Annotated in this window: 10 protein-coding genes; all 10 read left to right on the top strand. The window is 39.2% G+C overall.

Annotated features, from left to right (window positions below):
* The first annotated feature begins 277 nt into the window (after positions 1 to 277).
* Positions 278 to 1,249 carry a carbamate kinase gene (locus QZ576_RS06505; protein ID WP_297095285.1) on the top strand — a complete coding sequence of 324 codons (972 nt, stop codon included), beginning with the start codon at positions 278 to 280 and terminating at the stop codon, positions 1,247 to 1,249.
* Positions 1,250 to 1,406: 157 nt separating this feature from the next.
* Positions 1,407 to 2,405: an ornithine carbamoyltransferase gene (gene argF / locus QZ576_RS06500; protein WP_297095283.1), complete on the top strand. Its 999-nt coding sequence runs from the start codon at positions 1,407 to 1,409 to the stop codon at positions 2,403 to 2,405.
* Positions 2,406 to 2,623: 218 nt separating this feature from the next.
* Positions 2,624 to 3,466, top strand: coding sequence for a phosphatase PAP2 family protein (locus QZ576_RS06495; RefSeq protein ID WP_297095281.1), 843 nt, complete (start codon positions 2,624 to 2,626; stop codon positions 3,464 to 3,466).
* A 585-nt stretch (positions 3,467 to 4,051) separates the two neighbouring features.
* A complete protein-coding gene (locus tag QZ576_RS06490) occupies positions 4,052 to 4,585 on the top strand; it encodes a UpxY family transcription antiterminator (protein ID WP_297095279.1) in 534 nt (177 codons plus the stop codon).
* 404 nt (positions 4,586 to 4,989) lie between these two features.
* The gene (locus tag QZ576_RS06485) at positions 4,990 to 5,517 is read left to right on the top strand and encodes an ArsR family transcriptional regulator (RefSeq protein ID WP_297095277.1); all 528 of its coding nucleotides are present in this window, start codon (positions 4,990 to 4,992) and stop codon (positions 5,515 to 5,517) included.
* Positions 5,518 to 5,584: 67 nt separating this feature from the next.
* Positions 5,585 to 7,909 carry an SLBB domain-containing protein gene (locus tag QZ576_RS06480; protein WP_297095275.1) on the top strand — a complete coding sequence of 775 codons (2,325 nt, stop codon included), beginning with the start codon at positions 5,585 to 5,587 and terminating at the stop codon, positions 7,907 to 7,909.
* Positions 7,910 to 8,163: 254 nt separating this feature from the next.
* Positions 8,164 to 9,282 carry a Wzz/FepE/Etk N-terminal domain-containing protein gene (locus QZ576_RS06475; RefSeq protein WP_297095273.1) on the top strand — a complete coding sequence of 373 codons (1,119 nt, stop codon included), beginning with the start codon at positions 8,164 to 8,166 and terminating at the stop codon, positions 9,280 to 9,282.
* Positions 9,283 to 9,332: 50 nt separating this feature from the next.
* On the top strand, positions 9,333 to 10,784 hold the full coding sequence (locus tag QZ576_RS06470) for a lipopolysaccharide biosynthesis protein (RefSeq protein WP_297095271.1): 1,452 nt from the start codon (positions 9,333 to 9,335) through the stop codon (positions 10,782 to 10,784).
* A complete protein-coding gene (locus tag QZ576_RS06465; protein WP_297095269.1) occupies positions 10,781 to 11,929 on the top strand; it encodes a DegT/DnrJ/EryC1/StrS aminotransferase family protein in 1,149 nt (382 codons plus the stop codon). Before QZ576_RS06470 ends, QZ576_RS06465 begins: the two co-directional genes overlap by 4 nt.
* Complete coding sequence (locus QZ576_RS06460) at positions 11,916 to 12,809, top strand: peptidase (protein WP_297095267.1); 894 nt, start codon at positions 11,916 to 11,918, stop codon at positions 12,807 to 12,809. The genes QZ576_RS06465 and QZ576_RS06460 overlap by 14 nt, the downstream gene beginning before the upstream one ends.
* The last annotated feature ends 1 nt before the right edge of the window (position 12,810 follow it).

Genomic DNA, 12,810 nt, shown 5'->3' with positions numbered 1-12,810 from the left:
GCAAATTTAACTAAAAAAACTCAGGTAGAAGTTATGCCTGCTTGCTAATTCCGGCTATCATTTCAAGAAAAAAGTGTTAATAAATAAAGGCCTTTTTCTTGCAATTCGAAAGAATACCTTACACCTGTTTTCCGAATTAATAAATCAATCGGAAAAAGCTGTTGTAAAATAGCACAACCAACACAAAACCAAGCGATAACACATTTCTTTTTATGCTTTGTTTTTCTATGTTTGTTAGGCGCCTGATCTATTTTCAGGTTACTAATTAACTATACCAATGAAGAAAAGAGCTGTTGTTGCTTTGGGCGGAAACGCCATTCTGCGCGGTAACGAAGAAGGAACCATCGTTCAGCAGGAAAAAAATGTAACCGACACACTTGAAAACCTGGTGCCTTTGCTTCGCGAAGGTTACGAGCTGGTGCTCACACACGGCAACGGGCCGCAGGTAGGGAATATATTAATGCGCAACGACGCCGGTGAACAACTTTACAGTATTGCGCCTATGCCACTTAATATTTGCGTAGCCGACTCACAAGGCGGTATCGGTTTTATGATCGAGCGAATGATGCGCAATGTGCTTAACAAACACGGCATCGATAAAAACGTAATTTCCATGGTTACGCTGGTGGAGATCGATGCCAACGATCCGGCTTTTCAGTATCCATCGAAACGAATCGGGAAAGTTTACAGCAAAACCGAAGCAGACAGACTGGCCAAACAAAAAGGCTGGGTATTTAAATCTACATCAAAAAGCAAAGATGGTTACCGGAGAGTTGTCCCCTCGCCCATGCCCATTGATATTTTGAATAAAGACATTATCCGGCAACTACTGGAAAACGGTAATATTGTTATTGCTGCCGGAGGCGGTGGCATTCCGGTTTATTTCGACGAGAACAACGACGTACGCACATTGGATGCGGTAATCGATAAAGACAGGGCTTCGGGTATGCTGGCCACAAATATCGATGCTGACGAGTTATACATCCTCACAGACGTACCTTTTATTTATAAAGACTTTGGACAGGAAACGCAGCAAAAACTGGAATTTTTAAATTATGCTGACACGCTAAAGCATCTTGAAAATGGTACATTTGCTGAAGGAACAATGGAGCCCAAAATTAAAGCCTGCCTCGATTTTATAAAAAACGGCGGCAGTAAAAGTATCATCACCGAAGCCACAAAACTGGCTGACAAAAGTTATGGATCGAAGATTACAATGGAATACGACGATGAAGAAAAGATTGATTAGAGATTGTTAAATTGAAAAACTGATAAATTGTGCTAATAACTTTTGACTTTACACTTTTTCCTTTTGCCTTTTTCTCTGTGCGGCTCTGTGCGGCTCTGTAGTAAAAAACTAGTAACAAATTAGAATCAACAGCAACCAAATAAAATACTAAAATAGAATGACCAATAATTTAAAAAACAGAAACTTCCTTAAACTACTTGATTTTACACCCAACGAAATAAATGAACTGCTCGATTTAGCAGCAAGTTTAAAAAAGGCAAAATACGAAGGCACTGAGAAACCGCAACTTTCAGGTAAAAACATTGCACTGATCTTTGAAAAAGCCTCTACCCGCACCCGTTGCGCTTTTGAAGTAGCGGCTTACGATCAGGGAGCGCAGGTTACTTATCTCGGCCCCTCGGGTTCGCAAATTGGCCAAAAAGAAACTATGAAAGACACAGCACGCGTACTTGGAAGAATGTACGACGGAATTGAATACCGTGGATTTGGACAGGATATTGTGGAGGAATTAGGAGAATTTGCCGGCGTTCCGGTCTGGAATGGACTAACCAACGAATTTCATCCGACGCAGATTCTGGCTGATTTCCTGACCATGAAAGAACACAGCAACAAACCTTTATCGGAAATAAAATTCTGCTACCTGGGCGATGCTCGAAACAACATGGGCAATTCGCTAATGGTAGGCGCGGCCAAACTGGGAATGGATTTCAGGGCAGCTGCTCCAAAGGCCTGTCAGCCTTCGGAAGAATTACAGGCTGAATGCCGCGAAATAGCCACTCAAACAGGTGGCAAAATTACTATTACCGAAGATGTATCCACCGCCGTTAAAGACTGTGATTTTCTTTATACCGATGTTTGGGTGTCGATGGGTGAACCCGACGAAGTATGGCAGGAACGAATTAAACTACTACTCCCTTACCAGGTAAACAAAAAAGCTATGGACCTCACCGGCAATCCCGATGTAAAATTCCTGCATTGTCTACCGGCCTTTCATAACCGCGACACAAAAGTTGGCGAGCAGATCTATCAAAAATTTGGTCTGGAAGCAATGGAAGTAACCGAAGAAGTTTTTGAGAGCGAAGCATCACTGGTATTCGACGAAGCCGAAAACCGTATGCACACCATTAAAGCAGTTATGGTCACCACACTGGCTTAAGCAAAACCACCATAGATTTTAAAGCACTATCTTCAATTTTGGAGGTGGTGCTTTTTTGTTTCCAGCTTCGAGCTACTAGTCACTAGCTACTAGTTTTTCAAATCTCTCACCATCTCAGTGCTCAGCGCTCTTTAATCCTTCATCCTTCTCGGCCTTTCAATCTCCAACAATCTCACAGTCTTGGTGCTTCTTAACTTTTGCCTTTAAACTTTTTCCTTTTGCCTTGCAAATCCTTTTTCTATTTTTGCCACGTGCAAAATCATTCAACACTCATAAAAAATATCCTGGTAGCTGTACTGCTACTATTCTCCATAATAGGAATAGCGTCTGATAAGAAAAATCCGGAACGGGTTTCTTTGCTGACTACTGAAATAAATTCCGGCTTTGCGTTTCACAACGATTCCATTCACCGGATTGATTTTCGTTATGCGGATAAAAAACGAGGGTTTAAGCCTTTTATCGCTCCATCGATTCTGATTGCAGGAGGAACGATCCTGCATTTTTCCGATTGGAAATACGATATCGACCAGTGGCGCTGGGAACATTTTAACTACACCGGAGACCTGGACGATTATCTCCGTTTTGCACCAATTGCCGCAGTGTATTCTTTAAATGCGTTTGGAATTAAAGGGAAAAACAACATTGGTAACCAAACTGCGATCCTGGGCAAAAGTATGATATTGACAACGCTTATTACAAAAAGCTTAAAAAGCATTTTGGATGTGAAACGCCCAACAGGTGAATCCGGCTCTATGCCTTCAGGACACACTTCAATAGTATTTGCAGCAGCTCAATGGATGCACCGCGAATATGGAGAATTAAGTCCGTGGTACAGTATAGGCGCCTACGCTTGTGCTACAGCCACAGGAGTTATGCGTGTTGCCAAAGGCGGACACTGGGCTTCCGACGTAATGGTCGGGGCTGGAATCGGAATGATCTCCACCGAACTCACCTACCTTACCCACCAATACAAATGGGATCGCCAGCACCTTAAAAACCTCGATATTTTCCCGTGGAAAACCGGCCAGCAAAAGGGACTTGCTTTGGTTTATACTTTTTAGAAGGTTACGAGCCGCGAGTTACGAGTTACAAGTTCAAAACATAATAAGCCAAACTCGCAAACTACCACCCCAAGAACTCAGCACCACTATTTTACCATCACACAGTCGCAGTGCTCACCGTCTCATCTACTCAGTTACTCATTCACCTTTTACTTTTGCCTTTTCACCTTTGCCTTTCACCTTAACCTGAATACCATTTACCACAAAGCTTCACAAAGAAGTCACAAAGCTACACCAAGAAGACTGAGTTTATTCAGCTAAACAACTTCAAACTCTTTTCCCTTTTCAACACTACTTACCAACAATTCCAAAAGCATACCGCGTTACGCCACATTGCCAACATACCTACCGCCATTTGCCAACTACCCACTCAATCACTCAATTACTCATTCACTTTTGCCCTTTTACTTTTCACTTTTGCCTTTTTACTTTTGCCTTTTCACTTTATTCCCAAAAACACCTTAGTCCTACTCAGCAAATTGCCTAAAATAGCATCAGCACAAAATATAACAAGCTGCAAAGCGTTATTTTCACCGGCAATTTATATTTTTGTTGCATATTTAAGATTCACAAGAAAGACTAATAATGACCATACAGACCCAGAAACAATGGCATGTAATATATACCCGATCACGAGCCGAAAAAAAAGTACTACAGGAACTTCTGGCCAGTGATATAGAATGCTTCCTCCCCATGCAGAAGCAGCTTCGCCAGTGGAAAGACCGCAAAAAATGGGTAGAAACACCACTCATTCCCGGTTATTGTTTTGTAAATATCACCCGAAAAGAATACGACCAGGTTTTGCAACTGACAAATGTGGTATACTACATCACTTTCGAGCGCAAAGCAGCCATCGTCAGCCAGAAGGAAATTGATGCCATGCGCACCCTACTTCAGCAATTTGATTTTGAAGTGGATGTTACCATGGAAAATTTTGAACCGGGAAAACTGGTTGAAGTGATCGAAGGACCAATGGTGGGACTAAAAGGTGAACTGATCGAATCCAGGGGCAAGAATAAATTTGCGTTGCGTATTGAGCAGATCAACACCTCCTTTTTGGTGGAAATACCGGCCGCTTATCTAAGTGCACTGCCTGAAACTATGAACGTTTGCTCTTAACAACAGTCGCGAAAAAGAATTAAACAGACCATCAAAAACAATAAAAACCAAACTTAATAGCATATCATAAAACAGCAAGTAAAATCAACCAAACACCTAGTTAACATATAATTACGAAAAGAAACACCACTCAAATTTCTTTTACCATTTTGTAATCAAATACATACCGTTAAAAACTTTTTACCTACGACTCTACAAAACATTTAACGTAGAGATAAAAATTAAAGAATTTTATAAAATTTGTTTATTTTCGTAGAAGAACGAGTACATTTGTTACTCAATATTAATTTTAACAACCAACTCATACATTATATGTAACTGAGGAGGCGAAGCAGTGTCCAACTCAGAATATCGACCCGGTCTATTAATACGCACCATTTCAATTAACTTATTAAATAACCCTTATGTTAGATTCCTTAATTACTAACAAAACCCGGCTAAAACTTTTACTCAAGTTCTTTCTGAATAAGGAGACTACCAGCTACCTCCGAAACCTTGAGAATGAGTTTGGTGAGTCATCAAATGCGATACGAGTGGAACTGAATAGACTAGAAAAAGCAGATTTACTAGTATCCAATTTTAACGGTAACAGAAAATATTTCCGTGCCAACGACAATCACCCACTATACAGCGAGATCAATAGTATTTTGCAAAAAACAGTGGGCTTAGATACTGTCATTGATAAGATCCTTAAAAATGTTGGCGATCTCAACGAAGCCTATCTAATTGGAGATCTGGCAATCGGTAAGGCATCAGGAATAATCGACCTGCTGCTGATTGGAGACTCCATCGATACACGTTTCGTTGTTGCGCTAGTTTCTAAAGCCGAAAAAATGGTCAATAAAAAAATACGCTACCTTGTTCTTTCAGACGACGAAAAAACCGATTACTTGCAAAAACAAAACGCTTTACATATTTGGTCAAAAGAATAAATTTTAGCTTTGTTCTTATTGCAAAGACAAACAATATACTAACCAGAAAGATTAACACTTCAAAAATATGAAGCACTTATTAAGTTCAATATTAACATTAATCCTATGCACTGTAATGCTTTTGTCTGTTCACGCACAGGATGTAAAGAAGATAGATATTAAATCATTAACACAATCCGAGATCGAAAAGGCTCAAAAAGCCATGATCGACGCCGGATTATCGGAAGAGGAGGCTATAAAACTTGCCCGACAACGTGGAGCAACCGAACAGCAGATCAACGAAATGCGGCAACGTTTAAGTGAACAGGATACCTCGCGACGAAATATGTACAACCTCTACGAAGAGCCGGAGATACTTCCTGAACAAGACACCATCAATTCACAACGAACAAGCGAATTCGCTAAAGAATTAAAAGTATTTGGAGCCTACCTGTTTAATAACGAAAATCTTACTTTTGAACCACAGTTAAACATACAGACACCAAAAAACTATGAGATTGGATATGGCGATCAACTTCTTATACAAATATGGGGAAACTCGCAAAACACCTATCAGTTAAGGGTAAACAATAATGGACAAATCGTAATCCCCGACCTGGGACCAATATATGTAGCCGGCTTGAATTTTGAAGAGGCTGAAAAGAAAATTATAAAAAACCTCACGGCAATTTATGCCGATATGGGAGGCGACAATCCGGGAACCTTTGCCCAGTTAGATATGGGACAATTACGATCTATTCGAGTAAACCTGCTGGGCGAAGTGGTAACACCCGGCACCTATACTCTCCCTGTAACAGCTACTGTCTTTAATGCATTATACCTATCGGGAGGTCCCAACGAAATTGGTTCATTTAGGAATATAAAAGTCATTCGCAACAACAAAATCGAGAAGCTTGTAGATATTTACAATTTATTGGTCAATGCTGATCCGACCGATAATATAACTCTGAAGGACGGTGACATTATTTTTATTCCGCCAGTAGAAAAACATGTGATGGTAAACGGCGAGTTTAAACGGAACGGTATTTTTGAAATTAAAGAAGGTGAAATGTTAAGTGACCTGGTGCGCTTTGCCGGAGGATTCAAAGCACAAGCTTTTCTTGGTAATACTCAAATAGTAAGACAAGCCCAACAGGGACAGCAGATTATTGACGTAACTTATGAACAACTCAGCACCACTCCTCTGGTAAAGGGGGACACCATACAAAATACTCTAATTACCGACCGTTTCGAAAACAGGGTAAGCATAGAAGGTGCCGTTTATCATCCGGGTGAATACGAATGGACCGAAGGGCTTACACTTGCTCAATTAATAAAAAAAGCCGACAAACTACTACCTGAAGCATTTAAAGGCAGGGGATTGATTACCCGCTATAACAGCGACCGCACCACGTCCGCCATTGCTTTTGATGTTGAAGATATTAGCTCAGGAAAACAAAATATATTATTGAAACCCGACGATGAAGTTTTGATAAAAACACATTTCGACTTAAAAGAACAACCGTATATAACGGTTAATGGCGAAGTACTCGAACCAGGGCCTTTTAACTGGTCGAATAACATGACCCTTGGCGATGCAATCTTCCTGGCCGGTGGACTTACGGAAGGTGCCGACAGTACCTTTATTGAAATTGCACGCCGATTAAGCTACAGCGATGCCTCTATCCTTTCAGATACTATCGGACATGTGATTATTGCTAATATCTCACGTGGATTACAATTGGGAAAAAATGACGCTGAAATGATACTTCACCCCTGGGACCAGGTATCTGTTCGTACTGCTCCCAATTTCAGACAAAACACAACAGCATTTGTATCAGGAGAGGTAGTTTACGCAGGAGCATATGCCATCACCAACAAACAAATGCGAATTTCTGATCTTGTTAGATTGGCTGGTGGATACACACCAAGAGCTTACCTCGAAGGCGCTACTCTGGAACGTTTTTCCGAAGAATTGGGTGCTGAACAGGTCGCCATTAATCTTGACGCAATCATTGATGACCCGGGAAACGATAAAGACCTGCTGCTAAAAGACGGTGACCGCCTGAATATTCCGGAATTTATGCAAACAGTGAAAATTATTGGCAGCGTACAAAATCCTTACTCGATTACTTATGAAAGCGGACGAAGTGCCAAATACTACATCAACCGCTCAGGAGGATTTCAGGCACAAGCTAATAAGAAAAAAACCTATGTGCAATATCCCAATGGCGAAACAGCCGTTACCAAAGGATTTATCGTAAAACGTTACCCCAGGGTAACACCAGGCAGTATGGTTGTTGTTCCTGAAAAACAGGAGAAACAAGGTAATCAGGGAGCCTGGCTTGCCATCGCTTCAACCATGGCCTCATTGGCCGTATCTATTGCTACGATTATAAATATTACTAATTAGATTATAATTGCCGCATTTATTTTGAATAGTCTTTGAGATAATCAGCAATATCAGTATCTCATAGGTAAACAAATTGGGTATTATAAAATTCCAGATAACCAAAATTGCTACAGGTTGAAATTAAACCAACAAACATCACAATAAAAACCGGTATGAGATTTACAATCATATGGAAGAGTCTGGCTTTTCGGGCAGACAAACTAATTTCTGAAATTTGATGTGATAAGTGAATAATAATGTAAGCAACATAAATAATGACAGACGAAATAAATAAAACAAACAAAGCTACAGAGGATGAAATAGACCTCATAGCCCTCGCAAAAACCCTTTGGGAAGGACGAAAGTTCATCTTAATAACCGTATTCGCTTTTATGGTTATGGGCATAGCAGTAGCCCTGTTTACTCCAAAAGAATACACCGCCTCCACGACTGTAGTTCCTCAAATCTCTGATGGTTCCTCAAAAATAGGTGGTTTATCCTCATTGGCAGCCATGGCCGGGTTTAACCTTAATGATATGACCGGAGGAAATACACAACTCTCTCCTATGGTATACCCCCAAATAATAAAAAGTGTCCCCTTTCAGCTTGAACTGATGAATACCCCTTTTAGTTTCCCCGGACAAAGGGACTCCTTAAGTATATATACATATTACACTGAAGTAAGAAAAACCGGTTTTTTGGAAGGTCTGAAAAAATACACAATTGGACTTCCTGGGGTAATTATTAAAGTTATTAAAGGTGAAGAAGAAAATGCGATAAATGAAACAACAACCAATGGCTATGTAACTCTAACAAAAGAGCAGGAAAAGGTTCGAAAGATGCTCAGCAAAAAAGTAAATCTCGAAGTAAACGACAAGGATGGCTTTTTAACGCTTTCGGCAAGTACTGTAAATGCAGAACTGGCCGCTCAGGTAACCCAAAAAGCACTATCTATGTTACAAAGGTATATTACAAATTATAAAATCGAAAAAGCATCAGCACAGCTCAGATTTATTGAAGAACGTTACATTGAAAATAAAAAAGAATTTGAATCAGCCCAGGCTACACTTGCCGAATTTCGCGATAAAAACAAAAATGTTACCTCTGCTCTGGCCCGTACTCAGGAAGAACAACTGCAAAGCAATTACCAGCTGGCCTTTGATGTATATTCAGGACTCGCACAACAACTGGAGCAGGCGCGGATACAGGTAAAAGAAGACACACCTGTATTCTCGGTTCTTAAACCCGTTACTGTACCATTGGAGGATAATAAAAGTGGGCTTACAACACTTATTATTTATACTTTTGTAGGAATGGTTGTTTCCATTGGATGGATATTTGGGAAAGAGTTTTTGAATAGTATAAAAGAACAATGGAATAGTCCTTCTGCTTAACCGTCATTTTCATAAATAGAATCTGATAGCTTAGATTAAAATCAAAGATATTGACACTTAAACAAAGAACTATAAATGGGCTCTTATGGAGTTTTATAGATAGTTTTACCAATCAAGGAGTACAATTTGTGGTGGGCATAATTCTGGCACGTATTCTATCTCCCAGAGAGTTTGGATTAATTGGTATGCTCACCATTTTTATTGCTGTCTCTCAATCTATAGTCGACAGTGGTTTTAGCAATGCATTAATACAAAAGAAAAATTGTACCCAAGAAGACTATTCAACTGTCTTTTATTATAATCTGATAATAGGCATTCTCTTTTACGCAATATTATTCTTTTTTGCTCCTCAAATAAGTTTCTTTTTTAAAGAACCGCAGCTAATATTGCTTTTAAAGGTTTTAGGTATTGGAATTGTATTCAATGCAATAGGCATTATTCAGCGCACAATACTTACAAAAGAAATTAATTTTAAACTACAAACACGAGTTTCCATCGTGGCGTCAGTAGGCTCGGGTTCAATCGCTATCATAATGGCAATGTTGGGATACGGCGTTTGGAGCCTTGTTGCGTTAACTCTTTTGCGATTTGGATTAAACTCAATGTTTTTATGGATTTGGGCTAAATGGAAACCAAAAGGAGTATTTAGCAAGAAGTCCTTTAACGAACTTTTTTCTTTTGGTAGTAAGCTATTAATAAGTGGCCTCATTGATACCATATATCGAAATATCTATTTTCTTGTTATTGGTAAGTACTTTGCAGCTAAAGAACTTGGTTTTTACACTAGGGCAGACCAATTCAAAGCCTTTCCATCAAAAAATTTAAATAACATTATTAGTCGAGTAAGTTACCCGGTTTTAGCTAGTATTCAGAATGATAAAGAAAAATTAAAACATGCCTATCAAAAAATTATTCGAATAACTATGCTGGTTACTTTCTGCCTAATGCTTGGAATGGCAGCAGTGGCGAAACCAATGATCATTGCCTTAATTGGAGAGAAATGGTTACCGGCTGTTGTTTATTTACAAATGTTGTGTTTTGTAGGGATGTTTTACCCCCTACATGCCTTAAACCTCAATATGTTACAGGTACAGAGAAGAAGTGATCTGTTTTTGCGACTTGAGATCATAAAAAAAGCATTGGCAGTACCCACCATCCTTGTTGGGATTTATTGGGGAATAAAAATGATGATATTGGGAATGATGGTCAATACAATCATTGCCTTTTATCTCAACAGCTACTGGTCGGGAAAAATGATTGGCTATTCGTTTATTCGACAAATTAAAGATATTACCCCTTCATTTTTGCTTGCTTTATCCATGGCAAGCATAACTTTTTTAGTAGGTAAATATTTGGACATCCCCGCTATCTGGCAATTATTTGTTCAAATATTAACTGGTATTCTTTATGTCTTCTTAGTATGCGAAATAATAAACTTTAAAGATTATATATATATAAAACTTGTTGTATTTGAGAAAATATCAACCTACAGAAAAAAATGAAAGAATTAGATAACCCAATCTATGTAACTCAACCATCACTACCTGAATTGGATGAGTTTATTCCCTACCTACAACAAATATGGGATAATAAAATCCTAACTAATAACGGACCTTTTCATAAACAATTGGAGAAAGAACTCGCTGAATTTTTAGGGGTTCCATACATCTCTCTGTTTGCGAATGGAACCTTAGCTTTAGTTACAGCTTTGCAAGTGCTACAGGTTACCGGTGAGGTTATTACAACCCCATATAGTTTTGTTGCAACAACACATAGTTTGTGGTGGAACAATATAAAACCTGTATTCGTTGATATTGAGAAGGAATTTTGCAATCTAGATCCGGAGAAAATAGAAGCAGCCATAACCCCCAAAACAACAGCCATCCTTCCTGTTCATGTTTACGGTAATCCCTGCAAAATTGAGCGAATACAGGATATAGCAGACATTTATGGACTGAAAGTTATTTACGATGCAGCCCACTGTTTTGGAGTAAACCACAAAGGTCAGGGTATCTGCAACTTTGGCGATCTTTCCATTTTAAGTTTCCACGCCACCAAAGTCTTTAATACCATGGAAGGAGGCGCCATTGTCTGCCATGATGAGGCGACCAAAAAACGAATAGATTTCCTAAAGAATTTTGGTTTTGCAGGAGAAATAAAAGTGATGGCGCCAGGCATTAATTCGAAAATGAACGAATTACAGGCAGCCATGGGAATTTTACAGTTAAAACACCACAAAGAAAATGTTGAAAAGAGGAAAACAATTGTTGAGCAATATCAACTAAAATTAAAAGGAATTAAAGGTGTTTCTTTTCTATCGCAACCTTCCGATACTACTTCTAACTATGCATACTTCCCAATTTTTATTAACGAAGCAGAATACGGAATAAGCCGTAACGACTTATACGAACGACTAAAGCAAAATAATATCTATGGCAGGCGTTATTTTTATCCTCTAATTAGTGAATTTCCAATTTATAAGGGATTAGAATCCGCAAATCCTGAAAAATTACGAATTGCACAACAGACAGCTGAGCAGGTGATCTGCTTGCCTTTATATCCCAACCTATCTTTAGAAACAGTTTGCAAAATTTGCCAACTTATAGACTTAAATGCCAAATCTTTATATACCAATGAAAAGCACTAAAGAGTTTTTATCAAAATCAGGATTACCGGATGGTGACTTAACAAATATGCAGCCCTCAGAAAAATGTTTTTCTGATAGTGCTCAGTATCGTTTCGAAGTACCAGGAATTCAAGGTCCTGCAACAATGGAAGCACTGCTTGACGAGATAATTACCTTAAACCTGACAATCCATCGGGTAACACAAACCAAGGGAATTATGTTGTTAACAGACAACGAAATATCTGCTATGGTAAATTTGGCAAAACATGGTCAAGTAGATTTGGTTCTATCCATCGGCCCCCGTGCTACCTACGATACCAGTGCATCAGTACATACAGCAGAAGGACAACGCATGGGACTGCGCCTACGAGGACAAGAACAAATTATTCGTGCCATTGAAGATGTGAAAAGGGCAAATGTGCTGGGTTGTAACTCCTTTCTACTTTACGATGAAGGTTTACTTTGGATTTTAAACCAAATGAGGGAGCAGAGAGAACTACCTGCCAACGTAAAATTTAAAATCTCTGCTCATACCGGACACGGGAATCCATGTTCAGCAAAATTACTGGAAATCTTAGGTGCAGATTCTATCAATCCAGTTAGAGATTTACAAATACCAATGTTGGCTTCCATACGTCAAGCAATTAACGTTCCAATTGACCTACATACCGAGAATCCGACATCTTCAGGTGGTTTTATACGCCACTACGAAGTCCCAGATATGATCAAATATACTGCACCAGTCTTCCTTAAAACCGGTGGTTCTGTAGCAAAAACACATGGTTGGAACACTACAGCAACCGAGGCAAAGCAACGTGCCAAACAGGTTAGTTTAGTGAAAAGAGTCATCGATCAGTATTACCCTGAAGCAAAGGGTTCGAAAAAAGGTTCAATTAAATAGA

This window comes from uncultured Draconibacterium sp. (assembly GCF_913060805.1).
GTDB lineage: Bacteria > Bacteroidota > Bacteroidia > Bacteroidales > Prolixibacteraceae > Draconibacterium.
This window is presented reverse-complemented; position numbering and strand designations above follow the sequence as displayed.

Coding starts and splice junctions, on each gene's coding strand:
- QZ576_RS06485 (WP_297095277.1), top strand. CDS start 4,990: ATGTTAGATTCCTTAATTACTAACAAAACCCGGCTAAAACTTTTACTC.
- QZ576_RS06480 (WP_297095275.1), top strand. CDS start 5,585: ATGAAGCACTTATTAAGTTCAATATTAACATTAATCCTATGCACTGTA.
- QZ576_RS06465 (WP_297095269.1), top strand. CDS start 10,781: ATGAAAGAATTAGATAACCCAATCTATGTAACTCAACCATCACTACCT.
- argF (WP_297095283.1), top strand. CDS start 1,407: ATGACCAATAATTTAAAAAACAGAAACTTCCTTAAACTACTTGATTTT.
- QZ576_RS06505 (WP_297095285.1), top strand. CDS start 278: ATGAAGAAAAGAGCTGTTGTTGCTTTGGGCGGAAACGCCATTCTGCGC.
- QZ576_RS06490 (WP_297095279.1), top strand. CDS start 4,052: ATGACCATACAGACCCAGAAACAATGGCATGTAATATATACCCGATCA.
- QZ576_RS06460 (WP_297095267.1), top strand. CDS start 11,916: ATGAAAAGCACTAAAGAGTTTTTATCAAAATCAGGATTACCGGATGGT.
- QZ576_RS06475 (WP_297095273.1), top strand. CDS start 8,164: ATGACAGACGAAATAAATAAAACAAACAAAGCTACAGAGGATGAAATA.